Here is a 24,168-nt window from a genome sequence, read left to right as displayed (position 1 = left end):
CCCGACTCATAGAGAACCGATGGACGCACAGTATCGCCCCGACCAGGTAGAACGGGAAGCCCAGCAGCACTGGGAAAACGCACAGAGCTTCAAGGTCACCGAGCAGCCCGGCAAGGAGAAATTCTATTGCCTGAGCATGTTCCCCTACCCGTCCGGCCGGCTGCACATGGGCCATGTGCGTAACTACACCATCGGCGACGTGATCAGCCGTTACCAGCGCATGCTCGGCAAGAACGTGCTCCAGCCCATGGGCTGGGACGCCTTCGGTCTGCCGGCGGAAAACGCGGCGGTGAAGAATCAGAGCGCGCCGGCCGCCTGGACCTACGAGAACATCGACTACATGAAGGGCCAGCTCAAGCGGCTCGGGTTCGGCTACGACTGGGACCGGGAGCTGGCCACCTGCACCCCGGAGTACTATCGCTGGGAGCAGTGGTTCTTCACCAGGCTCTACGAGAAGGGCCTGGTCTACAAGAAGATGTCCACGGTGAACTGGGACCCGGTGGACCAGACCGTACTCGCCAACGAGCAGGTCATCGACGGCCGTGGCTGGCGCTCCGGCGCCGTGGTGGAGCGCAAGGACATCCCCCAGTGGTTCGTGAAGATCACCGACTACGCGGATGAACTGCTGGAAGACCTGGACCAGCTGGACGGCTGGCCGGACCAGGTCAAGGCCATGCAGCGCAACTGGATCGGCCGCTCCGAGGGGGTGCAGCTGGACTTCGCCCTCAAGGACCAGGACCAGGCGCTGAGCGTCTACACCACCCGCCCGGACACCCTGATGGGGGTCAGCTACGTGGCGGTGGCCGCCCAGCATCCGGTGGCCCAACAGGCCGCCGAGGGCAATTCCGGGATCGCCGCCTTTATCGAGGAATGCGCCCACACCAAGGTGGCCGAGGCGGATCTCGCCACCATGGAAAAGAAAGGCGTGTTCACCGGCCGTTACGCGATCCATCCGATCAGCGGCGAGGAAGTGCCGGTGTGGATCGCCAACTTCGTGCTCATGGACTACGGCTCCGGCGCGGTGATGGCGGTGCCCGCCCACGACCAGCGGGATTTCGAGTTCGCGCGAAAATACGACCTGCCGATCAAGCCGGTAATTGATCCCATGGAGGTCGACCGGTACGAGAAAGAATTCAATCCCAATGAGAAGGGCAAGAAGCAATTCGACGAGGTCCGGAAGACCTGGGCCTTTGATAGCTCAGAGTGGAAAGACTGGTACGCTCTGAAAGGTACTCTTTACAACTCAGGGAAGTACGACGGCCTTCACTCTGACGAAGCATTCCAGAAAATCGCCGTAGATCTTGAAGAAGCTGGCCTGGGCGAGAAGAAGGTGAACTACCGGCTGCGCGACTGGGGTGTCTCCCGCCAGCGCTACTGGGGCGCGCCGATCCCCATGCTGACCCTGGAGGATGGCACCCAGGTGCCGGTGCCCGAGGACCAGCTGCCGGTGGTGCTGCCCGAGGACGTGCAGATGGACGGCGTCACCTCGCCGATCAAGGCGGACCCGGAGTGGGCGAAGACCGAGTACAACGGCCAGCCCGCCCTGCGCGAAACCGACACCTTCGATACCTTCATGGAATCCAGCTGGTACGCGGCGCGCTTCACCTGCCCGGACGACGACACCGCCATGCTCGATCCCGAGCGCGCCAACTACTGGCTGCCGGTGGATCAGTACGTGGGCGGCATCGAGCACGCCATCCTGCACCTGCTGTACGCGCGCTTCTTCCACAAGCTGCTGCGCGACACCGGCCTGCTCGCTTCCGATGAGCCCTTCAAGCGCCTGCTGTGCCAGGGCATGGTGCTCAAGGACGGCGCCAAGATGTCCAAGTCCAAGGGCAACACCGTGGACCCGCAGGCGATGATCGAGGAATTCGGCGCCGACACCGTACGCCTGTTCATGATGTTCGCGGCGCCGCCGGAACAATCCCTGGAGTGGAACGACGCCGGCGTCGAGGGCGCCCACCGCTTTATCAAGCGCCTGTGGCGGCTGGTGGCCGAGCACGTCGAAGCCGGCGCCGCCCCGGCCCTGGACCCGGCCGCCCTGGACGACGCCGGCAAGACCCTGCGCCGCAAGACCCACGAGACCATCCAGAAGGTCAGCGACGACCTGAGCCGGCGCTATACCTTCAACACCGCCATCGCCGCGGTGATGGAGCTGTGCAACGAAATCAGCCGCTTCGAGGCCAGCGACGACGCCGGCCGGGCGGCGCTCCAGGAAGCCCTGGAGGCGGCGGTGCTGCTGCTCTCGCCGATCGTGCCCCACGCCGCCCATTCCCTGTGGACGGCCCTGGGCCATGACCAGCCGGCGGTGGACGCGGCCTGGCCGGCGGTGGACGAAAGCGCCCTCGCCAAGGACAGCATCGAGCTGGTGGTGCAGGTCAACGGCAAGGTGCGCGCCAAGCTGGAGGTGCCCGCCGACGCCGACAAGGACACCCTGGAACAACTGGCCCGGGAAGAACCCAATGTGCAGCGCTTCACCGACGGCAAGACGGTGCGCAAGGTGATCGTGATTCCCGGCAAACTCGTCAACATCGTGGCCAACTGACATGACGCTTCGTTCCGCGCTTCCCGTTCTGCTCGCCGCCCTGCTGCTGAGCGCCTGCTCCGGCTGGCAGCTGCGCGGCCAGACCTCGGTGCCCAACCTGGAAAGCGTTACCGTGGACGGCGCCAGCGCGCGCCTGCGCTACACCCTGGAAGACCGGCTCGAACCGGCCGGCGTTCAGGTGCACGGCCAGGCCCCCTATATCATCAAGGTCCTGGATGAGCGCTGGGACCGGCGCACCGCCGCCGTGGACGACCGGGGCCGGGCCGCCGAGCGCGAGCTGCGCTACGAGATCACCTGGCAATTGGTGGATCGCGACACCGGCGCCATGCTCAACCCGCCGCGCCGCATCGCCGCCATCCGCAGCTTCGCCTACTCCCCGGACAACGTCACCGCCACCTCCGACGAGGAGGACCTGGTGCGCACCGACCTGTTCGAGGACGTCGGCTACCGGCTGATCAATCAGCTCGCCAACGCCTCCCGCAAAATCGAGCCCTGATCCGCCATGCGTCTGCGCGTCGAGCAACTGGCCAAGCACCTTCAAGGGGACCTGCTGCCGGTCTATCTGGTGGCCGGCGACGAACCCCTGCAGCAGGACGAGGCCATGGACGCGGTACGCGCCGCCGCCCGCGAACAGGGCTTCGATGAACGCCAGCGCTTCAGCGCCGACACCGGCATCGACTGGAACGCCCTGATCAACGAAGCGCAAAGCATGAGCCTGTTCGGCGGGCGACGCATTCTCGAGCTGGTGCTGGGCGAAAAACGCCCGGACAAAACCGGCAGCCAGATCATCCGCGACCTGCTGGCGCAGCCCTCCCCGGACACCCTGCTGCTGATCCGCTGCTCGCGGCTGGACCGCCGCAAGGACTGGAACAGCGCCTGGGTAAAGGCCCTGGAAAAAGTCGGCGCGGTGCTGGAAATCTGGCCGGTGGAAGGCAAGCAGCTGCAGCACTGGCTCCGCGACCGCCTCGCCGGGCGCGGCCTGAGCATCCACGACGACGCCCTGGAACTGCTGATCGAACGCAGCGAGGGCAACCTGCTGGCCGCCGCCCAGGAAGTGGACAAGCTGGCGCTGCTCGCCGAGGGCGGCACCGTGGACGCCGACACCGTGCAGCAGGCGGTGGGCGACTCCAGCCGCTACACCCCCTTCGATCTCACCGACGCCACCGGTCGCGGCGACGCCCGCCGCGCCCTGCGCATTCTGCGCACCCTGCGCGCCGAGGGCGTGGAAGCGCCGGTGATCCTGTGGGCCCTGGGCCGCGACATCCGCGCCCTGGACGCCCTGGCCACCGGCGGCCAGCCACCGCGCATGCCGCCCCAGCGCCTGCGCGCCCTGGAAGCCCGCGCCCGCCAACTGCCACCGCGCCAACTGCACCGCGCCCAGGCCCTGGCGATCCGCGCCGACCAGGCCATCAAGGGCATGGGCCCCGGCGACCCCTGGCAATTCCTGGCCGGCCTGATCCTGCGCCTGTGCGGCCAGCCGCTGCCCGCGATCCTGGAAAAATAGCCCGCCAACCGGCCACGGAACCGTTAGCCGCTGAGGGGGTTCCCCTTCCCTTGTAGGAGCGACTGTAGGAGCGACTTCAGTCGCGATCAAAGGCGGTGCCGGCTCCCATCGCGACTGAAGTCTCTCCTACACCGTTCCATGGAGCCGCGCGGGGCGCGGCCCTGATGGAGCCCACCCCATGCCGGCGGAGAAGCAAGGGGCGCGGGCTTATTGGCCCGCGCGGAGCCGGGAGCTTTGCTAGGGTGCCGGAATGTTCATCGCCGCGCAGGGAGCCGTCATGCCGCAACGTCTGGATACCTCCTCGATCAGCTTTACCGCCCTCTATACCGGCCAGGTGTGGGTGCGCAACGGCCTGTCCGAGCCGGGTTTCCGCACTCCGGCGGGGGCGCTGCTATACGGCGCCATGACGCCCTTCGAGGCGGTGGGCAAACGGCTGATGGGCGGCAATATCCGTACCTTTCTGCTGCAGCGTCATCACCTGATCGACGCGCGCCTGGAAGCGCTGATCGCCGACCACCCGGACCTGCAGATCGTGGAGATCGCCTGCGGGCTGAGCCCGCGCGGCAGCCGGTTGCGCGCCCGCCATCCGGGCATCGACTATGTGGAAGCGGACCTGCCGGACATGGCGCGGCGCAAGCAGCGGCTGCTGGCCCGCCAGGGCGCCCTCGGCGAACGGCACCGGGCGGAAACCGTGAACATCCTGGTGGAGGACGGCGACCACAGCGTCGCCGCCCTGCTCGACCGTCTCGACCCGACGCGGCCGGTGGCGGTGATCACCGAGGGGCTGATCAATTATTTCGATCTGGCCACCATCAGCCCGTTCTGGGCGCGGCTCGCCGAGGGGCTGAAGGCGTTTCCGCGCGGCATCTACCTGACCGACAACTACCCGCTGTACGCCAACATGCGCTTCCACCGCACCCTGAAGACCCTGGGCGGGCTGCTGGGCGCCCTGTCGCGCAGCAACGTGGCCTTCCATTTCGACTCCGACGACGCCACCCGCGCGCACTTCCGGGACCAGGGCTTCACCGCTCTGACCGTGCACGACCCGGCGGATTACTACGACCGGCTGCCGATCCCGCGCACCCGGGGCACACCCATGGTGCGCATCCTGGAGGCGCAGGCGTCGTAGCAGCACCAGGGCTGTTTCGCGGCCCGCCCGGAACCCCGTATAATGCGCCTTTTCGTTTCCCGACAGGCGTGTCACATGGATATCCAGCAGTACATGGCCGACGTGGGCCGGCAGGCCCGCGCCGCCTCCCGGGCCATGGCCCGGGCCACCACCGGTGAGAAGAACGCCGCGCTGAGCGCCATCGCCGGCGCCCTGCGCGCCCACCGCAGCGCCATTCTCGACGCCAACCAGCGCGATCTGGAGCGCGGCCGGGACAGCGGCCTGGAGCCGGCCCTGCTGGACCGCCTGGAACTGACCCCGGCCCGTTTCGACGGCATGGTGGAAGGCCTGGAGCAGGTCTCCGCCCTGGCCGACCCGGTGGGCCAGATCACCGATCTGAACTTCCGCCCCAGCGGCATCCAGGTGGGCAAGATGCGCGTGCCCCTGGGCGTGATCGGCATCATTTATGAATCCCGGCCCAACGTGACCATCGACGCCGCCGCCCTGTGCCTGAAATCCGGCAACGCGGCGATTCTGCGCGGCGGCTCCGAGGCCATCGATTCCAACCAGGCGATCGCCGAGTGCCTGCGCGCCGGCCTGCGCGAGGCGGGCCTGCCGGACACCGCCGTGCAGGTGATCGAGACCACCGACCGGGCCGCCGTGGGCGAGCTGATCAGCCATCCGGAGTTCGTCGACGTGATCGTGCCGCGCGGCGGCAAGGGCCTGATCGAGCGCATCAGCAAGGACGCCCGGGTGCCGGTGATCAAGCACCTGGACGGCAACTGCCATGTCTACATCGACGTGGACGCCGACCCGGCCAAGGCGGTGAAGGTGGCCTACAACGCCAAGACCCAGCGCTACGGCACCTGCAACACCCTGGAAACCCTGCTGGTGCACGCCGGCATCGCCGAGCGCGTGCTGCCGGAGCTGGCCGACCAGTACCGCCAGGCCGGCGTCGAGCTGCGCGGCTGCGAACGGGTGCGCAAGCTGCTCGGCGACGACGTGGCCGAGGCCACCGAGACCGACTGGGAAGAGGAATACCTGGCGCCAGTGCTGGCGATCAAAATGGTGGACGATCTGGACCAGGCCATGGACCACATCCATCGCTACAGCTCCGGGCACACCGAATCCATCCTCACCGAGAACTACAGCCGCGCCCGCCGCTTCATGGCGGAGGTGGACTCCAGCTCGGTGATGGTGAACGCCTCCACCCGCTTCGCCGACGGTTTCGAGTACGGCCTGGGCGCGGAGATCGGCATCTCCACGGACAAGCTGCACGCGCGCGGCCCGGTGGGCCTGGAAGGCCTGACCAGCCAGAAATGGGTGGTGTTCGGCGACGGCCATGTGCGGCAATAGCGGGAGCCGGTTCTGACTGTCCGCGCCCAGCCCCTGATCCTGTTCGGCGGCACCTTCGACCCGATCCACCGCGCCCATGTGCGCGCCGCCCTGGCGGTGTCGCGGGCGCTGGGGGAGGCGCCGGTGCATCTGCTGCCCAACGCGGTGCCGCCGCACCGGCCCCAGCCCAGCGCCGACGGCGCCCAGCGGCTGGCCATGGTGCGCCACGCCTGCGCCGGCTACCCCCAGCTGATCGCCGACGACTGGGAGCTGCGCCGGCCCGACGGCGCGCCCTCGTTCACCCTGGCCACGCTCAAGCACTTCCGGCGCCATATCGGCCGCCGGCCGCTGGTGTTCGTGGTCGGCGCGGACAGTTTCGCCAATCTGGACCGCTGGCACCGCTGGCGGGAATACGCCGCCCTGTGCCATCTGGCGGTGGTGCCGAGACCGGGCGCCGCGCCGGCGCCGCTGCGCGTGCAGCGTGCCTTCCCGGCCGCCAACGCCGCCTTGCTGCGCCGCCGGCCGGCGGGTCGCCGGCTGATGCTGGCGCGCCCGGTGCTGGACGTGGCCGCCACCGAGATCCGCCGCGCCCTCGCCGCCGGCGGCCCCTGCCCGCAACTGCCGGCGGCGGTACTCGCCCATATTCGCCGCCATGGGCTGTATAATGACCCGGCCAAAGCCGACCATTCCGTGCACGCACACAACGAGGCCCCATGAGTTCTCAACCCCCTCTGCTGGATCTGGTGCTCGACGCACTGGAGGAACTGAAAGCCAAGAACATCGCCAGCCTGGACGTGCGCGCCATGACCAGCGTGGCCGACGACATGGTGATCGCCAGCGGCACCTCCAGCCGCCACGTCAAGGCGCTCGCCGATAATGTAATGGAGAAAGCCAAGGACGCCGGCTACCGCCCCCTGGGCACCGAGGGTGAACGCGGCGCCGAGTGGATCCTGGTGGATCTGGGCGACATCATCGTGCACCTGATGCTGCCCGCCACCCGGGAGTTCTACGACCTGGAGCGGCTCTGGCGCACGCCCGACCACCATCCGGACCGCGACCAACGCGACCACTGAGCGCGGCGTCGCCGGGAGCCACGCCGTGCGCATACACCTGCTCGCCATCGGCACCAAGATGCCCGCCTGGGTGGAACAGGGCTTCCAGGAATACCGGAAGCGCCTGCCGCCGGACATGCGCCTGGAACTCGAGGCGATTCCGTTGCCTAAACGTTCCAGGGGCGACACCGCCGCCCTGGTGCGCGCCGAGGGCGAGGCCATGGAAAAGCGCCTGGAAAAACACCCCGGCGCCCACCGGGTGGCCCTGGAAGTGACCGGCCGGCCCCTGGGGACACCGCAACTGAGCGAAAAACTGGGCACCCTGAAGGACCTGGGCCAGGATCTGGTGATCCTGGTGGGCGGCCCGGACGGGCTCTGCCCGCGCGTGTCGGCGGCCGCCCATGAGCGCTGGTCGCTGTCGGCGCTGACCCTGCCGCACCCGCTGGTGCGGGTATTGCTCGCCGAGCAGCTTTACCGAGGCTGGACCCTGTTGGCCGGCCACCCTTATCACCGCTGACGACACGAATCACGGGCCCCGATGCGCCGACCTCTGACACTCAAGGATCATCACCACGAGCAGCGGATCTTCAGCTTCCGCCTGCTGGTGGGCGCCCTGCTGGTGGTGGCCCTGTCACTGGTGCTGGTGGGCCGCATGGTGTGGCTGCAGGTGTCCCAACACAGCCGCTACACCACGCTGAGCGACGAAAACCGGGTGCAGACCCAGGCGGTGCCGCCGCCGCGCGGCCTGATCACCGACCGCAACGGCGAGATCCTGGCCGCCAACCGGCCGGATTTCGCCGTGGAGCTGATCATTGAGCAGGTGCCGGACCTGGAAGCCACCCTGACCCGCATCGGCCAGCTGGTGACCCTGGAGCCGGATGATCTGGAGCGTTTCCGCAAGCGCCTGACCAGCCCGCGCCGGCCCTGGGACCCGATTCCCCTGCGCGGGCGCCTCGGCGAGGAGGAAATCGCCCGGCTCACCGTCAATCAACACCGCCTGCCCGGGGTCCGCGTGGCCGCCAACCCGGTGCGCCATTACCCCCACGGCAAGCTGTTCTCCCACGTGCTCGGCTATGTGAACCGGCTCAGCGCCGAGGACCTGGACGCCATGACGCTCACCGAGCAGGCGGACTACGCCGGCACCCACTATTACGGCCGCACCGGGGTGGAGCGCTACTACGAGCACCGCCTGCATGGCCAGGTGGGCTACCGCCAGGTGGAGACCAACGCCCGGGGCCGCATTCTGCGCGTGCTCGAGGAGCAGCCGCCGGTGCCCGGCGAGAACCTGCGCCTGACCCTGGATATGAAGGTGCAGCAGGCCGCCTACGACGCCCTCGGCGACCGCCGCGGCGCGGTGGTCGCCATCGACCCCCGGGACGGCAGCGTGCTGGCGTTCGTCAGCCGCCCGGGTTTCGAGCCCAACCTGTTCGTCAACGGCATCTCCCACCAGGACTACGCCCGCTACCGGGAAGACCACGACAACCCGCTGTTCAACCGCGCCCTGCAAGGCCGCTACCCGCCGGGCTCCACGGTCAAGCCGTTCATCGGCCTGGCCGGCCTGGACGCCGGCGTCACCGACTGGGAGCGCACCATCTTCGACCCCGGCTACTACCAGTTGGAAGGCAACCCGCACCGCTACCGGGACTGGAAACGCTGGGGCCACGGCTGGGTGGACATGAACAAGGCGGTGGTGCAGTCCTGCGACACCTATTTCTACGATCTGGGCTTCAAACTGGGCATCGCCCGCATGCACCATTTCCTGTCCGATTTTTCCCTGGGCCAGCCCACCGGCATCGATCTCTACAACGAATCCGCCGGCCTGCTGCCCTCCAAGGACTGGAAGCGCGCCGCCCGGGGCACGCCCTGGTTCCACGGCGACACCATCAACGCCAGCATCGGCCAGGGCTTCATGCTGGCCACGCCGCTGCAGCTGGCCACCGCCACCGCCATCCTCGCCCACCACGGCAAGCAGGTGACGCCCACCCTGGCCGCCGACGAGCTGCGCCCGCCGCCGCGCCCGGACATCGAGCTCAACAACGACGACGACTGGCTGCGCATGGAACACACCATGGAAGAAGTGGTCCATGGAAGTCGGGGCACCGCCCGGGTCATGGCCGAGGACGCGCCCTACAAGATGGGCGCCAAAACGGGCACCTCCCAGGTGTTCTCCGTGGGCCAGGAAGAGACCTACAACGAGGAAGAATTGGCGGAGCGGCTGCTCGACCACGCGCTGATCATTAGTTTCGCGCCGGTGGAACACCCGGCCATCGCCGTGGCCGTGCTGGTGGAAAACGGCCGCCACGGCGGCTCCACCGCCGGCCCGGTGGCGCGCCAGGTAATGGACGCCTGGCTGCTCGACGACAACGGCGAGCTGGACGTGCCGCCGCCCCTGCCACGCGCGCCCGCTAGCGGAGACAGCACGCCATGAGCGTACGCGAGACCCTGCGACAAATGCCCGGCCAGGGCGGCCCCTCCCTGGGCAACGGCCTGCCCGCCCGGCTGCACCTGGACGCCCCCCTGCTGGCCGCCCTGCTGCTGCTCGCCCTGGGCGGCCTGACGGTGCTCTACAGCGCCGGCGGCGGCAGCATGGAAATGGTGCTGCGCCAGGCCCTGCGCCTGGGCGGCGGCCTGCTGGTGCTGCTGGTGCTGGCGCAGATTCCGCCGCGCAGCTACCGCTTCTGGGCGCCGATGATCTATGCCCTGGGCGTGGTGCTGCTGGTATTGGTGGTGCTGATCGGCACCGAGGCCAAGGGCGCCGCCCGCTGGCTGCACATCCCCGGGCTGGGCCGCTTCCAGCCCGCCGAGATAATGAAACTGGCGGTGCCGGCCATGGTCGCCTGGTTCTTCAGCGAGCGGAATCTGCCGCCCCGGCTCACCGACGTGCTGGTGGCCCTGGCGCTGATTTTCCTGCCGGTGGTGCTGATCGCGGTGCAGCCGGACCTGGGCACCTCGATCCTGATCGCCGCCGCCGGCCTGGTGGTGCTGTTCATGGCCGGGCTGTCCTGGCGCCTGATCGGGCTGGCCGTGGTGGCCTTGATGATCGCCGCGCCGCTGATGTATTTCTTCGTGTTGCACGACTATCAGCGCAGCCGGGTGGACACCTTCCTCAACCCGGAAGCGGACCCGCGCGGCGCCGGCTGGAACATCATCCAGTCGAAAACCGCCATCGGCTCCGGCGGCGTCACCGGCAAGGGCTGGCTGGAAGGCACCCAGTCGCGGCTGGACTTCCTGCCCGAGTCGTCCACCGACTTCATCCTGGCGGTGCTGGGCGAGGAATTCGGCCTGGTGGGCTTTCTGCTGCTGATGACCATCTATCTGGTGATCGTCGGACGCGGCTTCTTCATCAGCTGGCAGGCCCAGGAGACGTTCTCGCGCCTGCTGGCGGCGGCGCTGACGATGACCTTTTTTATTTATATTTTTGTGAACGTCGGCATGGTGTCCGGACTCTTACCGGTGGTGGGCGTACCCTTGCCGCTGGTCAGCTATGGCGGCACCTCCATCGTTACCCTGATGGCCAGTTTCGGCATGCTCATGTCCATGCATACCCATCGCCGACTGATGAGTTACTGACAAGGATCCCGAGGAGAACCACGTGAAGAAAACCGGGCTGTTGATCGCCGCTTGCGCCGCCCTGGCCGGCCCCGCCGCCCAGGCCGCCACCAACTACGCCGAGCATCCGGGGGCCGGCGCGGTGCTGGAGGCGGTGCGCGAACGCGGTCTCGATGTGGACCGCGTTCGCCAACTGCTGGCCGGCGCGGAACGCAAGGACAGCATTCTCGAGGCCATTGCCCGGCCCGCCGAACGCACCCTGAACTGGGCCAAATACGGCCGTATCTTCCTGCAGGACAGCCGCGTGGAGCAGGGCGTGGCCTTCGCCCGCGAGCACGCCGAGGCGCTGGCCCGGGCGGAGCGGGAATTCGGCGTGCCCCAGGAAGTGATCCTGGCGATCATCGGCGTGGAAACCCGCTACGGGCGCCACAAGGGCAACTACAAGGTGGTGGACGCCCTGGCCACCCTGGGCTTCGATTACCCGCCCCGGGCGGCGTTCTTCCGCAAGCAGCTGATCGCCCTGTTCGAGCTGGAGCGCCACGCCCACATCGACGCCGGCGAGATCACCGGTTCCTACGCCGGCGCCATGGGCTTCCCGCAGTTCATCCCCACCAGCTACCAGGCCTACGCCGTGGATTTCGACGGCGACGACGTCATTGATCTGGTGAACAGCCCGGAGGACGCCATCGGCAGCGTCGCCAACTACTTCAAGGCGCACCGCTGGCAACCGGGGCTGCCGGTGGCCGCCCGCGCCCGGGTGGAGGGCAATGGCTACGTGGCCATGGCCAAGAAAGGCTACAAACCGGCCTTCACGCTGGATCAGGCCCGGAAAAACGGCGTAGTGGCAGTGGCCTGCGACGATGATACGCTGAGCAGCGAATACTGTTTCGAGGTGTCGAACAGCGGCCTGCCCGGTTCCACGCCGGTGGCGGTCCTCGACCTGGAAGGCGAGGATGGCCACGAATTCTGGCTGGCCACCGACAATTTCTACGTGATCACCCGCTACAACCACAGCGAGCTTTACGCCATGGCCGTGTTGCAGCTTTCCCGCCGACTGGCCGATGCCCTGGAGGCCGACCAGCCGTGATGCGCGTTGTACCGATTCTTGTTCTGAGCCTGTTTCTGGGCGCCTGCGCCACCCGCCCCGCCGGCACGCCGGACCCGGCGCCGCGCCCGGACCGCCCGGCGTCCGGCGCCCCCGGCTCCGACCGCTACCAGCACAGCACCGACTCCGGCCCGGAGGAGCGCCGCGACGTCAGCGCCCAGCCCGAGCCGGTGCCCAAGGAGGAGCCGCGCAGCGCCTACGGCAACCCGGACACCTACACCGTCTGGGGCAAGACCTATCAGGTGATGCCCACCGCCGAGGGCTACCACGAGGAGGGCCTGGCGTCCTGGTACGGCCGCAAGTTCCACGGCTACCGGACCTCCAGCGGCGAAGCCTTCGACATGTACCGCTTCACCGCCGCCCACCGCACCCTGCCGCTGCCCACCTACGCCCGGGTCACCAACCTGGACAACGGCAAGAGCCTGGTGGTGCGCGTCAACGACCGCGGCCCCTTCCACTCCGACCGGATCATCGATCTGTCCTGGGCCGCCGCCGTGCGCCTGGGCATCGAGCAGAACGGCACCGGCCGGGTGCGCGTGGAAGCGCTCACCGCCACCGGCGACCCGACCCCCAACAAGAGCGATGGCCGCGTGCCCACGGCGGTGCGCGCCGCGGTGGACAGCCCGCCGCCGTCCACCGCCTCCCGCGACGAACGCGCTGACGGCGGCGATCTCTACCTGCAGGCCGGCGCCTTCCAGGGGCTGGACAGCGCCCGCGCCCTGGAGCAGCGGCTGCGCCAGCAACTGAAGCTGCCGGTGTCCGTGCGCCAGCCGGAATCGAGCAGCCTGTACAAGGTGTGGCTGGGCCCGTTCGCCAGCAACGCCGACCGCGACCGTGCGCGCCGCTCGCTCACCGAGGCGGGGTTCGCCGCGCCGATTTCCGTAACGCCCTGATCCGTCCGCAAGCCAAGACCCGACCCAATAAGGCCCGATGATGATGCAAACCCGTTCCCTGCCCCATTCCCTGTTCTGGCTGCTGCTGGCCGGCCTGCTCGCCGTGGCGCCCCTGGCCCGCGCCGAGAACATGATCCCCCGTCCGCCGGAGGTGGAAGCACGCAGCTACCTGCTGCTGGACGCCAAGAGCGGCCAGGTTCTGGTGGAGCACAACGCCGACAAGAAACTGCCCCCCGCCAGCCTGACCAAGATGATGACCGCCTATCTGGTGGAAAAGGAGATCCAGGCCGGCAACATCAATGAGCAGGATCAGGTGCCGATCAGCGTCAAGGCCTGGCGCATGGGCGGGTCGCGCATGTTCGTCAAGGAAGGCACCCAGGTGCCCCTGGTGGACCTGCTCAAGGGCGTGATCGTGCAGTCCGGCAACGACGCCAGCGTCGCCCTGGCCGAGTACGTGGCCGGCTCCGAGGGCGCCTTCGCCGACCTGATGAACAACCAGGCCGGCCAGCTGGGCATGGACAACACCCACTTCGTCAACGCCACCGGCTGGCCGGCGGACGACCACTACACCACCGCCCGGGACCTGGCCTGGCTGGCGCGGGCGATCATCCGCGACTATCCGGAACACTACGATATCTACGCCCAGAAGGAATTCAGCTACAACGGCATCACCCAGCAGAACCGCAACCTGCTGCTGTGGCGGGACGACTCCGTGGACGGCCTGAAGACCGGCCACACCGAGGAAGCCGGCTACTGCCTGGTGTCCTCCGCCAAGCAGAACGGCATGCGCCTGATCTCGGTGGTCATGGGCACCGATTCCGAAGCCGCCCGGGCGCGGGAATCCCAGAAGCTGCTCAGCTACGGCTTCCGCTTCTACGAAACCTACGAAGGCTATGGCGCCGGCGATGTGCTCGATACCCCGGAAGTGTGGATGGGCGCCGCCGATCAGGTGCGCCTGGGCCTGGAAGACGACCTGGTGCTGACCGTGCCCAAGGGCAGCCAGGAGCAGCTCAAGGCGGAAATGTCGATCCAGCCGGAGCTGCGCGCGCCCATCGAGGAAGGCCGCCAATACGGCACCCTGACCGTGAGCCTGGACGGCGAGCAGCTGGTGCAGCGCCCCCTGGTGGCCCTGGAGGCGGTGGAGGAAGCCGGCTTCTTCTCGCGCATCTGGGACCACATCGTGCTGTTCTTCAAGGGTCTGTTTGACTGAGGCCCGGCCCCATGGCGACGGTGTACCTCAACGGCGAGTTCATGGACGCCGACCAGGCGCGGATTTCTCCCCTGGACCGGGGGTTTCTGTTCGCCGACGGCGTCTACGAGGTGATCCCCGCCTTTAACGGCGTGCTGTTCCGGCTCGACGAACACCTGGGCCGGCTGGCCCGCTCCCTGGCCGAGCTGCGCATCGCCGATCCCCACGACGGCCCCGGCTGGCGCCGGCTGTGCGAGGAGATGGTGGCCCGCAACGGCGGCGGCCACCAGTCGCTCTACCTGCAGATCACCCGGGGCGCGGCGCCGCGCCGCGAGCACGCCTTCCCGAACCCGCCGGTGCCGCCCACGGTTTTCCTCTACAGCTCGCCGCTGGCGGTGCCGGCGGCGGACCAGGTGGCGCGCACCGAGGGCGTCGCCGCCATCACCCTGGACGACCTGCGCTGGGCGCGCTGCGACATCAAATCGATCTCGCTGCTGCCCAACCTGCTGCTGCGCCAGCGGGCGGTGGAAACCGGCGCCCAGGAAGCGATCCTGCTGCGCGACGGCTTCGTCACCGAGGGCGCCGCCAGCAATGTGTTCGTGGTGCGCGACGGCCGGGTGTGCACACCGCCGCTGAGCCACTGCATACTGGGGGGCATCACCCGGGACCTGATCATCGAGCTGTGCCGGGAAAAAGGTCTGCCGGTGATCGAGGCGGAAATCAGCGAGCCCGCCCTGCACGATGCCGACGAAATCTGGATTTCCAGCTCCACCAAGGATGTGGTGCCGGTCACCACCCTGAACGGCCGGCCGGTGGGCGACGGCCGCCCCGGCGACACTTGGAAAACCCTGGCGCGCCACTATATTGAGTTCAAACGCCGCCTGTGCGGTCTGTAACCGGGCGCCGGGCCGACTGGAGAGCACCATGATCCGCGAAGAACTGTGGGATTTCCCCCACAGCATGCAATTGAAAGTGATGGGCGCCGCCGACGCCCCCCTGGAAGAGGCGGTGGTGGAAATCCTGGAAACCCACCTGGACGATTTCGACCGCCACGCTCACCTCAGCAGCAAACCCAGCACCAAGGGCAACTTCGTCTCGCTCACCGCCAGCGTGGTACTGCGCGACCGCGACCAGCTGGAAACCGTGTACCGCGAGCTGAACGCCTGCCCGCACGTCAAGATCACCCTCTGATGGACGTTCTGGTACGCCACCTGCCCCGGGTCGACTACCAGCCCTGCTGGGAGGCCATGCGCGCCTTCACCACCGAGCGCGACGCCGACACCACCGATGAACTCTGGGTGCTGGAGCACCCGCCGGTGTACACCCTGGGCCAGGCCGGCAAGCCCGAGCACGTGCTCGCCCCCGGCGACATCCCGGTGGTGCGCACCGACCGGGGCGGCCAGGTCACCTACCACGGCCCCGGCCAGACCGTGGTCTACCTGATGCTGGACGTGCAGCGGCTGGCCCTGGGCGCCCGCGCCGTGGTCAGCGCCATCGAGGACAGCGTGGTGGACTACCTGCGCGACCGGGGCCTGGACGCCGCCAGCCGCGCGGACGCCCCGGGCGTGTACGTGGGCGGCGCCAAGATCGCCTCGCTGGGGCTGCGCATCCGCCGCGCCGGCAGCTACCACGGCCTGGCCCTGAACCGGGACGCGGACCCGGCCCCCTGGCGGCGCATCAACCCCTGCGGCCACGCCGGCCAGCCCATGACCAGCCTGGCCGGCGAGGGCCTGGACGCGGACCGCGAGCGCGTGGAGCAGGATCTGGTAACGATTCTGAGCCGCCGGCTGGGCCTTACCCCCCGGACAGCCCCCGCTCCGAGTTGGTACAATCTTCTGCCAGACTGACGGGAATCTTCCACGATTCCCGTCAGTCATGCCGGCCAAAGGCCGGCGAACGGCACATCCCTGTGCCGCCGGGGCCTTCGCCCCGAATGACGAAACAGGCGCCCAAAAGGCACCCAACCGCGAGAGAGACATCTCCATGAGCGAAGCCCAGGCCAAACGCCCGGCGAAAGCGAAGGTTCAGATCGGCGACAAACTGCGTGGCGCCGACAAGGTCCGCACCATCCCCGTGGTCAATGAAAGCGCGCCGGTACGCGAGCGCAAACCCGACTGGATCCGCGTGCGGGTCCCCGCCAACGGCGAGATCCAGCGCATCAAGTCCATGCTGCGCCGGCAGAAGCTGCACACCGTGTGCGAGGAAGCGGCCTGCCCCAACCTGCCGGAATGCTTCGGCGGCGGCACCGCCACCTTCATGATCATGGGCGACATCTGCACCCGCCGCTGCTCATTCTGCGACGTGGGCTTCGGCCGCCCCAACGGCCTCGACCCGGACGAGCCCAAGCATCTGGCGGAATCCGTGGCGGACCTGGAACTGAAATACGTGGTGATCACCTCCGTGGACCGGGACGACCTGCCCGACGGCGGCGCCCGCCATTTCGCCGACTGCATCGAGGCGGTCCACGAGGCCAGCCCGGGCACCAAGATCGAGATTCTCACCCCGGACTTCCGGCCCTGCCTGGAAGACGCCCTGGACATTCTCGAGGCGACCCCGCCGGATGTGTTCAACCACAACATCGAAACCGTGCCGCACCTGTACAAGAAGGCCCGGCCCGGCGCCCGCTACGAGCACTCCCTGAAGCTGCTCCAGCAGTTCGGCGCCCGGGTGCCGCACGTGCCCACCAAATCCGGCATCATGGTGGGCCTGGGTGAAACCAACGATCAGGTGCTGGAAACCCTGCGCGACCTGCGCGATCACGACGTGGACATGATCACCATCGGCCAGTATCTGCAGCCCAGTAAATTCCACGCCCCGGTGGAACGCTACGTGCACCCGGACGATTTCCGGATGTTCGCGGAAGAAGGCCGCAAGATGGGCTTCACCTCGGTGGCCTCCGGCCCCATGGTGCGCAGCTCCTACCACGCCGACCTGCAGCACAAGGGCATCGACGTGGGCGACCCGGACAACCTGGCCCACGAAGCCTGAAGCGAATCACCCAAACGTGATGAACGGCACCAGGGCGATCAGCAGCACCGCCACCACCGCCACCAGAAACGCCAGGGTGCGCAGCGGGTGGCGGCGCAGATTGCGCCCCACGGTGGTGACGTCGCCGTCCCGATGGGCCTGCTGGAACGCCGCTTTTCCCCGGTCGTGACGCCGGTTCTGGTAATCCGCCAGCACCGGCCGGGCCCGTTCCCAATCCTGATCGTGGCGCAGCCAGATGCCACCGGCGGACACCCCCCAGACGCTGGGCGGCGTGAGAAAGTATTCGATGCCGTGCTCGTCCAGCAGCTCGCACACCTCGTCGCGCTCCTCGTCGGGCACGCGGCGCAGATTCATCAGCAGTTTCGACATGTCCGGTTCCGTTGCGCTTGGCCGGCGCCACTATAGCACGGCTCAGAATTTACAATTCCGCCACCCGCGGCCCCCTGACCGGTTACCGGTTTTGCTCTACGCTTAGTAAGCGCTAACCCGAACAAGAGTGTGCTGTCCATGGGGCTTGCCGTGCGTTTTCCCTTCGCCGTTTTTACATTCCTGATTATCTGCCTGCCGGTACCGGCCTTCGCCGCCGATGACGCCGAGGCCCTGCCCAACGCGGACTGGCCTCTGGCGATCCAGTCCCGACTGCAGGAACTGAACCTGCCCGACGACGCCCTGGCCCTGGCGGCGGTCCCCCTGGATGGCCCGGGTCAGTCCCGCTTCGTCAATGCCGACCGGGTCATGAACCCGGGCTCCACCATGAAGCTGCTGACCACCTACGCGGCCCTGGAACTGCTCGGCCCCACCTTCAAGTGGCACACCCGGGTGTACACCAACGGCGAGGTGAACGGCGATGTGCTGGAGGGCGACCTGATCCTGGTGGGCGCCGGCGACCCCAAGCTCACCGAGGAGCGGATCTGGAAGCTGCTGCGCGACCTGCGCGCCTACGGCATCCGCGCGGTGCACGGCGACCTGGTGCTGGACGGCGGCTACTTCCGGCTGCCGGAAGGCGGCCTGCCGCGCTTCAATGACGATGGCGGCGATCCCCACGCCCCCTATCTGGTGCGCCCGGACGCCCTGCTCACCAACCTGAACGTCTTCCACATCCAGATGATGGGCCGCCCGGACCGGGTCCAGGCCTGGGTGGAGCCGGTCACCGACAAGGTGCTGCTCAACAACCAGCTGACCCGCTCCAACAGCCGTTATTGCCCGTCCGGCCACCACCTGAAGGCCATCCCGGAGCGCCGCGAGGACGGCCTCTACGTGATCACCCTGACCGGCTCCCTGCCGGAGGGCTGCAAGGCCAGCCAGTACCTGTCACTGATGAATCAGGGCGACTACACCGGCGCCCTGCTGCGCGGCCTGTGGCGGCAACTGGGCGGCGAGATCACCGGCGAGACCCGCTTCGGGCGGCTGCCCAAGGGCGCTTCCCTGCTGGCCACCAGCTCGTCGCCGGACCTGGTCACCATGGTGCGCGACATCAACAAGTGGAGCAGCAACATCATGGCCCGGCAGCTGTACCTGACCATCGGCGCCGAGCACCGGCTGGCGGAGGACAGCGACGATCTGGCCGCCGCCAACCGCACGGTGCGTGAATGGATGGCGCTCAAGGGCATGGACCCGGACAAGGTAGTGCTGGACAACGGCGCCGGCCTGTCCCGGCAGGCGCGCATCAGCCCCATGGAGCAGATCAAGATGCTGCAGCAGGCCTGGCGCAGCCCGTTCGCCGCCGAGCTGATCGCCTCCCTGCCGCTGGTGGCCATGGACGGCACCATGCACAACCGGCTGCGCGATACCGGCCTGCGTGGCGAGGGCCACATCAAGACCGGCTCGCTGACCAATGTGCGCGCCGTGGCCGGCTTCACCCGCGACCGGGACAACACCACCTGGGCGGTGTCCGCCATCGTCAACACGCCGGCGGCCTGGAAAAGCCAGGCGGTGCTCGACGACGTGCTGGAAGCGGTGGGTGGTCTGCCGGAAACGGACCCCGCCGCGGTGACCCGCAGCGACAGCCGCCCGGGGCGAAACGCCCCGGGCGGCTGAAGTCACCATCAACGGTCACTACCAGCGGTAGCTGACGCTGCCCTGCAGGGTGCGCTCGGCGCCGAAGTAACAACGCCCGGCGTTGTTGCAGCCGGTGAAGAACTCCTTGTCGAACAGATTGCTGACGTTGAGTTCCGCCTTCCAGCCGCCGGCGAAGGGGTACGCCAGGGACAGATCGGCCAGGGTCACCGCATCGGTTTCCAGGGTGCCGTACAGGTTGGTGTAGGCGTAGGTCTCGCCGATGTAGCGCAGACCGCCCCCCAAGCGCAGGCCGGCCAGGCCGCCCTCCTGGAACCGATAGCTGGCCCAGGCGGAAGCCTGGTTGCGCGGCACGAACACCATCTGCCGATCCTCGTCCGCGGAGGAGGACGGGCCGTTGTCGGTGACGCGCGCGTCGGTGTAGGTGTAGGAGGCGGTCAGCCGCAGCCGCTCGCTGACGTCGGCGGTGACTTCAAGCTCCGCGCCCTTGGACCGGCTCTCGCCCACCTGAAGGTAATCCCCGGCGTTGCCGTCGAAGATCACATCGTCTTCCTTGCGCAGGTCGTAGACCGACACCGCCACCTGGGTGCGCGCTCCCGGCGGCGCCACCTTCACCCCGGCCTCCACCTGCTCGCCGGTAATCGGGTCCAGCGTGCCGATGCCGGAGGAGATCTGCTGCACCGGCGTGAAGCTGGTGGCGTAGCTCAGGTAGGGGGAAACACCGTTGTCGAACTGGTACATCAGGCCGGTCTGCCAGGTGAACGCCTCGTCGTCGGTGCCGGAGACCTTGTCCTCGTACTCATTGTCCACGGTGTCGTAGCGGCCGCCCACCAGGCCGATCCAGTTGCCGTAGTGGCCGTGCCACTGGCTGTACAGCCCGGTCATGGACTGGCGGGTGGTGGCGTCCTGCTGGGCCTGGATCATCACCGGCTCCGCGCTCCATTGCGGGTCGAAGATGTTGATGGTGTCGCCCATGCCCGCTTCCCACTCCTGGGCCCAGGAGGTGCGGTCGTAGCTCAGGCCGAACAGCAGGTTGTGCTTGAAGTCGCCGCTGTAGAGCGTGCCTTCCAGCTGGTTGTCCACCGACAGGGTGCGGGCTTCGTTGAAGCGGTCATAGGCCAGGGTCCCCACGTCGGTGCCGTAGCCGCCGTCGTTAAGCTGCTGCCACCAGATCTCGTTGCGCTGCACCCGGGATTCCATGTAGCGGGCGTTCTGGCGGAAATCCCAGCGGTCGCTGAACCAGTGCCGGTACTCATAGCCCAGGGTCCAGAATTCCCGGTCGAAGTTGTCCCAGTCCGGGTGGCCGATCATGGCGTCGCTGTCCAGCTCGCCGTTGGGGTTGTCCAGCAGGGTGCCGGCGGCGGGCAGCCCCAGTTCGAGCTTGGTCTTGTCCTTCTGGTAGCTGCCCATGAAGGTCAGACGGTCGTCCTCGGACAGCACCAGGGTCAGGGACGGCGCGATGTACACCCGGTCGTCGGGCACATGCTTGGTCTGGGTGTCGGAATCACGGCCCAGCATCACCAGCCGGCCGAGCACCGCCTCGTTGCCCGCCAGGGGCCCGGACACATCCACCGCCAGCTGGCGCCGGTCGTGGCTGCCGTAGCTGGCGCGCACCTCGCCACGGCCCTCGAGGGTGGGCCGCTTGCTGACCAGATTGACGATGCCGCCGGGGGCGTTCTCGCCGTACAGGATCGAGCTGGGGCCACGGAACACCTCCACCCGCTCCAGGCCATAGGGTTCGGTGGTGGTGTCGTAGCGGTTGGGCTGCACGCGCAGACCGTCCCGGTACAGCCCGTAGCCGTAATCGGTGGCGTTGAAGCCACGGATAAAGAAGAAATCCCCCGCCAGGCTGTCGCCGGCGGCCATGGGCGGCGCGTAGATGCCGGGCATGTAGCCGAGCACCTCGGTGAGGGTCTTGGCGCCCTGATCCTCCATGCGCTCACGGGTGGTGACGCTCACCGAGCGGGGCGTTTCCGACAGCGGCACGCTGGTCTTGGTGGCCACCAGGGTGCGCTCGGCCAGGTAGCCGGCATCCGGGCCCACCGGCGGCGCGGCGGATACCGATACCGGCTCCAGGGCGTTGCCGTCGTCGGCGTCTTCCAGGGTGGCGGTGCGGGCATCGGAGAAGCGCGCCACCAGGCCGGTGCCGGCGAGCAGCTCGGCGAGGCCGGCGCGGGCCGTGTAGCGGCCGTCCAGCCCGGCGCATTGCTTGCCGGCGGTGAGTTCCCCGGCGCCGCCCAGGTAGATGCCGGCCTGGTCGGCGAAGCGGTTCAGGCAGCGGCTCAGCGGGCCGGCGGGGATGCGGAAATCCACGGCGGCGTCCGCTTCGGCCCGGGCCGGGGTCGGCAATGCCGTGAGGGTGGCGCCGCCGACCAGTAGCGGCAGGGTCAGGGCCAGGGGCCGCAGGGTTCTGTTCAACATCAGGACGGTTCCTCCCAGGGTGTTTTTGCTGTCGTCATGGGAGGAACCGGATCAGCCGTGCAAAAGGGGAACCGTTCGGGGGGATTTTTTTCACGCTTTGGAGAAGGCGGGGCTGGGAGTGTTCTCCAGATAGGCCGCGTTCCGGTGTGGGCCCCCTTCCGGGAACGTCGTGAATCCATCCCTGGAGACTCCCGGTCAAACATCCTGTTTGACAGGGTCCCGGAAGGGGGCCCACACCGGAACGCTCCGAGGTAGCGTCACCGGCGGCTCCGGCGTTAGGTGGTCGCGGTAGGAGCGGCTTTAGCCGCGATGAAGATGGCACTGGAGGTTATCGCGACTAAAGTCGCTCCTACATAGGCAAAACGGCGTCGCCGGTCGCTCCTGCCGTGACCCTGGACCTTGCGTCGGGACGCCCGGTCCAGGGAGGGGCCGGCGGTCAGTCGCGGTCGTGGCGGAGGTTGTCGCGCAGGCGGGTGAACCAGGCGCGGACGTCCTTGAGGGCCTCGCCGCCCCGGTCCGCCAGGGCGCTGAGCTCGGCGTCGAAGGGGTTGGCGGCGCCGGGGGCCGGCTCCTCCTCGTCGTCGGGCAGCGGCGGCAACACCGGCGCGAAGTAGGTGCGGTCGAGCAGGCGGTGCAGCAGCCGCTCGCCGGGGAAGGGCCGGCCATTGTTGAGCGCCCGGGCGGCCTTGAGCAGGTTGCGGATGTCGTACTGGGTGGGGCTGATGTCCGGCACCGCCTTGTTCAGGCCCAGCAGCCGGTACACCGCCACCCGGGCGGTGCGCACCGAACTCTCCATGGTGAACACCACGTCGTTGGGGGTTTCCACGAACTGCCCCAGCAGGCCCAGGTTGGTGCAGCCCTCGGGCACCACCCGGGGCCGGTCGCCGGCGGCCCGGGGCATGAACTCGGCGGTGATGTAGGGCATCAGGGCGGTGCGCACCTTGGTGTGGGCGAGCACCGTGTCCAGGTCGTCGAGCAGGTTCAGGTGATGGCACAGCTCGGTGACGATCTCGCGGCCGGTGCATTCGGGCATGGGTTTCTTGACGTAGTCGCCGTCCGGGGTCATGCGCAGGGCATAGACCCACAGCACCAGCAGGTCGTCGGGCTGGTCCGGGAAATGCGGCTGGCGGTTGCAGGTAAAGCTCATCAGCCAGGCGGAATCGGTGATGGTGACGATGCCGCCGGTGGCGGTGCGCCCGGAATAGGGATCGTTCACCGACAGTTCCTTGAGCTTGTCCACCAGCGGTGACGGCGCGCAGGTGAGGGTGGCGGATTCCCAGCTGGAGCGGTCGGTGTCGCCGTAGAACTTGTCCGGGCGGCCGAACACCGGCGATTTCGCCGCCAGGTTGCGCCACAGGGTCCAGGCGCTGTCCTCGCCAGGCTCGGTGCGTCCGCGCCGGGGCACCGGCACGGTGTCCATATCGCCGTAGGCGGTGCCCTCGGTCATGGAGCCGGTGAGCGCCAGCACCAGGTCCCGGGGCGCCACTTCCAGGCGCTGTTCGCCGTCGGCGGTGCGGCAGTGCAGCGCGCGCACGGTGAGCCGCCCGTCGTGCTCTTCCAGGTCCAGGTCATGGACCCGGGTGTCGAGCTGGAAGCGCACGCCCTGCTGGCGCAGCATGTCGGCCAGGGGGCGCACGAAGCTGTCGTACTGGTTGTACTTGGGGAACACCAGGGCGGACATGTCGTTGAGGCCGTCGATGGCGTCCAGGAAACGGTGCATGTAGAGCTTCATTTCCAGCACGCTGTGCCAGTTCTGGAACGCGAACATGGTGCGCCAGAAGGTCCAGAAGTTGGTGTCCAGGAAGCCCGGGCTGAAGTACTCCTCCACGGTGATGTCGTCCAGTTCGTCCTTGCGGCGCAGCAGCAGGCGGATCAATTCCCATTGCTGGGCGCGGCTCAGCCCGAAGGTGGCGAAGTCCTTGATGCGGCCCCGGTGGTGCAGCAGGCGGGCCTTGGAATAGTTCGGGTCGGCGTCGTTCACCAGCCGGTATTCGTCCAGCACGCTGTAGCCGTCGGGCAGCTCCAGGGCCGGCACGTCCTGGAACAGGTCCCAGAAATTGTCGTAGTGGCCGTTCATTTCGCGGCCACCGCGCACCAGGTAGCCCTCCTCCGGGTTGCCGGCGCCATCCAGGGAGCCGCCTTCCACGTCGTGGTCCTCGAGAATGGTGATGCGCTCGGCGGGCAGATGGCCGTCGCGGATCAGGTAGAAGGCGGCGGTGAGGCCGGCCAGGCCGCCACCGACGATATAGGCGTGGCGGTCCTGGATGCCCTCGGTGGGCAGCGGCCGATGGCGGGCGTAGGGGCCCACCATGTCCGGCTCGGGCTGGGTGTTGCCCGGCTGATGACACCAGTGGCCGGCGCTGGCGTCCGGTTCCTGGGTGAAGGCGTGGGCGGCGTAGGGATCGGGGCGGGTCATGGCGTCTTCCTCCTTCCTTGCGGTGACGGTCATCGCGATCCGCTCAT

Annotated in this window: 21 protein-coding genes; 18 read left to right on the top strand and 3 right to left on the bottom strand. The window is 68.2% G+C overall.

The features are described 5' to 3' along the window. Window positions 1–19: 19 nt before the first annotated feature. The 17 genes from leuS (at window position 20) to lipA (ending at window position 17,268) form a co-directional block, all read left to right on the top strand. Window positions 20–2,545, top strand: a complete 2,526-nt coding sequence (gene leuS / locus HMJ39_RS00945) for a leucine--tRNA ligase (RefSeq protein ID WP_194295931.1) — start codon at window positions 20–22, stop codon at window positions 2,543–2,545. Between the two features lies 1 nt (window position 2,546). Next, window positions 2,547–3,041 (top strand): LPS-assembly lipoprotein LptE, encoded by a 495-nt coding sequence (locus HMJ39_RS00940; protein ID WP_194295930.1) that lies wholly within the window; start codon window positions 2,547–2,549, stop codon window positions 3,039–3,041. Window positions 3,042–3,047: 6 nt separating this feature from the next. After that, the gene (holA, locus tag HMJ39_RS00935; protein ID WP_194295929.1) at window positions 3,048–4,049 is read left to right on the top strand and encodes a DNA polymerase III subunit delta; all 1,002 of its coding nucleotides are present in this window, start codon (window positions 3,048–3,050) and stop codon (window positions 4,047–4,049) included. A gap of 277 nt (window positions 4,050–4,326) precedes the next feature. Further along, window positions 4,327–5,178, top strand: a complete 852-nt coding sequence (locus tag HMJ39_RS00930; protein WP_194295928.1) for a class I SAM-dependent methyltransferase — start codon at window positions 4,327–4,329, stop codon at window positions 5,176–5,178. Window positions 5,179–5,253: 75 nt separating this feature from the next. Continuing rightward, window positions 5,254–6,513 carry a glutamate-5-semialdehyde dehydrogenase gene (locus tag HMJ39_RS00925; RefSeq protein WP_194295927.1) on the top strand — a complete coding sequence of 420 codons (1,260 nt, stop codon included), beginning with the start codon at window positions 5,254–5,256 and terminating at the stop codon, window positions 6,511–6,513. A 12-nt stretch (window positions 6,514–6,525) separates the two neighbouring features. Continuing rightward, window positions 6,526–7,209, top strand: a complete 684-nt coding sequence (gene nadD / locus HMJ39_RS00920) for a nicotinate-nucleotide adenylyltransferase (RefSeq protein ID WP_161384005.1) — start codon at window positions 6,526–6,528, stop codon at window positions 7,207–7,209. Next, complete coding sequence (rsfS, locus tag HMJ39_RS00915; RefSeq protein ID WP_161383970.1) at window positions 7,206–7,565, top strand: ribosome silencing factor; 360 nt, start codon at window positions 7,206–7,208, stop codon at window positions 7,563–7,565. The genes nadD and rsfS overlap by 4 nt, the downstream gene beginning before the upstream one ends. Before the next feature lie 25 nt (window positions 7,566–7,590). Then, window positions 7,591–8,061, top strand: a complete 471-nt coding sequence (gene rlmH / locus HMJ39_RS00910) for a 23S rRNA (pseudouridine(1915)-N(3))-methyltransferase RlmH (RefSeq protein WP_161383971.1) — start codon at window positions 7,591–7,593, stop codon at window positions 8,059–8,061. 21 nt (window positions 8,062–8,082) lie between these two features. Further along, entirely contained in the window at window positions 8,083–9,972 is a 1,890-nt protein-coding gene (gene mrdA / locus HMJ39_RS00905; RefSeq protein WP_194295926.1) for a penicillin-binding protein 2, read from the top strand. Further along, entirely contained in the window at window positions 9,969–11,114 is a 1,146-nt protein-coding gene (rodA, locus tag HMJ39_RS00900; RefSeq protein WP_161383973.1) for a rod shape-determining protein RodA, read from the top strand. Before mrdA ends, rodA begins: the two co-directional genes overlap by 4 nt. A 22-nt stretch (window positions 11,115–11,136) precedes the next feature. Further along, window positions 11,137–12,180, top strand: coding sequence for a lytic murein transglycosylase B (gene mltB, locus HMJ39_RS00895; protein ID WP_323370798.1), 1,044 nt, complete (start codon window positions 11,137–11,139; stop codon window positions 12,178–12,180). Next, complete coding sequence (locus HMJ39_RS00890) at window positions 12,180–13,091, top strand: septal ring lytic transglycosylase RlpA family protein (protein ID WP_194295996.1); 912 nt, start codon at window positions 12,180–12,182, stop codon at window positions 13,089–13,091. The genes mltB and HMJ39_RS00890 overlap by 1 nt, the downstream gene beginning before the upstream one ends. Window positions 13,092–13,134: 43 nt before the next feature. Then, window positions 13,135–14,301, top strand: a complete 1,167-nt coding sequence (locus HMJ39_RS00885; RefSeq protein ID WP_194295925.1) for a D-alanyl-D-alanine carboxypeptidase family protein — start codon at window positions 13,135–13,137, stop codon at window positions 14,299–14,301. A gap of 11 nt (window positions 14,302–14,312) precedes the next feature. After that, window positions 14,313–15,176 carry a D-amino acid aminotransferase gene (locus tag HMJ39_RS00880; protein WP_194295924.1) on the top strand — a complete coding sequence of 288 codons (864 nt, stop codon included), beginning with the start codon at window positions 14,313–14,315 and terminating at the stop codon, window positions 15,174–15,176. 28 nt (window positions 15,177–15,204) lie between these two features. Next, window positions 15,205–15,471, top strand: a complete 267-nt coding sequence (locus HMJ39_RS00875) for a YbeD family protein (RefSeq protein ID WP_161383975.1) — start codon at window positions 15,205–15,207, stop codon at window positions 15,469–15,471. Next, entirely contained in the window at window positions 15,471–16,127 is a 657-nt protein-coding gene (gene lipB, locus HMJ39_RS00870) for a lipoyl(octanoyl) transferase LipB (protein ID WP_194295923.1), read from the top strand. The genes HMJ39_RS00875 and lipB overlap by 1 nt, the downstream gene beginning before the upstream one ends. Window positions 16,128–16,263: 136 nt before the next feature. Beyond that, a complete protein-coding gene (gene lipA, locus HMJ39_RS00865) occupies window positions 16,264–17,268 on the top strand; it encodes a lipoyl synthase (RefSeq protein ID WP_194295922.1) in 1,005 nt (334 codons plus the stop codon). Between the two features lie 6 nt (window positions 17,269–17,274). Here the strand turns inward: lipA and HMJ39_RS00860 are convergent, their stop codons facing one another. After that, entirely contained in the window at window positions 17,275–17,637 is a 363-nt protein-coding gene (locus HMJ39_RS00860) for a DUF6164 family protein (RefSeq protein ID WP_194295921.1), read from the bottom strand. A gap of 138 nt (window positions 17,638–17,775) precedes the next feature. Here HMJ39_RS00860 and dacB point away from each other — a divergent pair, with 138 nt between their 5' ends. Continuing rightward, on the top strand, window positions 17,776–19,305 hold the full coding sequence (gene dacB, locus HMJ39_RS00855; protein ID WP_194295920.1) for a D-alanyl-D-alanine carboxypeptidase/D-alanyl-D-alanine endopeptidase: 1,530 nt from the start codon (window positions 17,776–17,778) through the stop codon (window positions 19,303–19,305). Window positions 19,306–19,323: 18 nt separating this feature from the next. Here the strand turns inward: dacB and HMJ39_RS00850 are convergent, their stop codons facing one another. Together HMJ39_RS00850 and HMJ39_RS00845 are read right to left on the bottom strand one after the other, a co-directional pair. Next, on the bottom strand, window positions 19,324–21,705 hold the full coding sequence (locus HMJ39_RS00850) for a TonB-dependent siderophore receptor (RefSeq protein ID WP_194295919.1): 2,382 nt from the start codon (window positions 21,703–21,705) through the stop codon (window positions 19,324–19,326). A 436-nt stretch (window positions 21,706–22,141) separates the two neighbouring features. Then, complete coding sequence (locus HMJ39_RS00845; RefSeq protein WP_194295918.1) at window positions 22,142–24,121, bottom strand: oleate hydratase; 1,980 nt, start codon at window positions 24,119–24,121, stop codon at window positions 22,142–22,144. Window positions 24,122–24,168: the final 47 nt, after the last annotated feature.

Origin of the sequence: Alloalcanivorax profundimaris, assembly GCF_015265435.1 — a bacterium.
Lineage (GTDB): Bacteria > Pseudomonadota > Gammaproteobacteria > Pseudomonadales > Alcanivoracaceae > Alloalcanivorax > Alloalcanivorax profundimaris.
This window is presented reverse-complemented; position numbering and strand designations above follow the sequence as displayed.

Excerpts from the sequence above, each read along its gene's own strand:
- lipB (WP_194295923.1), top strand. The coding sequence starts at position 15,471 with ATGGACGTTCTGGTACGCCACCTGCCCCGGGTCGACTACCAGCCCTGC.
- HMJ39_RS00875 (WP_161383975.1), top strand. The coding sequence starts at position 15,205 with ATGATCCGCGAAGAACTGTGGGATTTCCCCCACAGCATGCAATTGAAA.
- holA (WP_194295929.1), top strand. The coding sequence starts at position 3,048 with ATGCGTCTGCGCGTCGAGCAACTGGCCAAGCACCTTCAAGGGGACCTG.
- HMJ39_RS00885 (WP_194295925.1), top strand. The coding sequence starts at position 13,135 with ATGCAAACCCGTTCCCTGCCCCATTCCCTGTTCTGGCTGCTGCTGGCC.
- rsfS (WP_161383970.1), top strand. The coding sequence starts at position 7,206 with ATGAGTTCTCAACCCCCTCTGCTGGATCTGGTGCTCGACGCACTGGAG.
- HMJ39_RS00925 (WP_194295927.1), top strand. The coding sequence starts at position 5,254 with ATGGATATCCAGCAGTACATGGCCGACGTGGGCCGGCAGGCCCGCGCC.
- HMJ39_RS00860 (WP_194295921.1), bottom strand. The coding sequence starts at position 17,637 with ATGTCGAAACTGCTGATGAATCTGCGCCGCGTGCCCGACGAGGAGCGC.
- HMJ39_RS00890 (WP_194295996.1), top strand. The coding sequence starts at position 12,180 with ATGCGCGTTGTACCGATTCTTGTTCTGAGCCTGTTTCTGGGCGCCTGC.
- HMJ39_RS00850 (WP_194295919.1), bottom strand. The coding sequence starts at position 21,705 with ATGTTGAACAGAACCCTGCGGCCCCTGGCCCTGACCCTGCCGCTACTG.
- rodA (WP_161383973.1), top strand. The coding sequence starts at position 9,969 with ATGAGCGTACGCGAGACCCTGCGACAAATGCCCGGCCAGGGCGGCCCC.
- leuS (WP_194295931.1), top strand. The coding sequence starts at position 20 with ATGGACGCACAGTATCGCCCCGACCAGGTAGAACGGGAAGCCCAGCAG.
- mrdA (WP_194295926.1), top strand. The coding sequence starts at position 8,083 with ATGCGCCGACCTCTGACACTCAAGGATCATCACCACGAGCAGCGGATC.
- HMJ39_RS00845 (WP_194295918.1), bottom strand. The coding sequence starts at position 24,121 with ATGACCCGCCCCGATCCCTACGCCGCCCACGCCTTCACCCAGGAACCG.
- lipA (WP_194295922.1), top strand. The coding sequence starts at position 16,264 with ATGAGCGAAGCCCAGGCCAAACGCCCGGCGAAAGCGAAGGTTCAGATC.
- HMJ39_RS00880 (WP_194295924.1), top strand. The coding sequence starts at position 14,313 with ATGGCGACGGTGTACCTCAACGGCGAGTTCATGGACGCCGACCAGGCG.
- dacB (WP_194295920.1), top strand. The coding sequence starts at position 17,776 with ATGGGGCTTGCCGTGCGTTTTCCCTTCGCCGTTTTTACATTCCTGATT.
- HMJ39_RS00930 (WP_194295928.1), top strand. The coding sequence starts at position 4,327 with ATGCCGCAACGTCTGGATACCTCCTCGATCAGCTTTACCGCCCTCTAT.
- HMJ39_RS00940 (WP_194295930.1), top strand. The coding sequence starts at position 2,547 with ATGACGCTTCGTTCCGCGCTTCCCGTTCTGCTCGCCGCCCTGCTGCTG.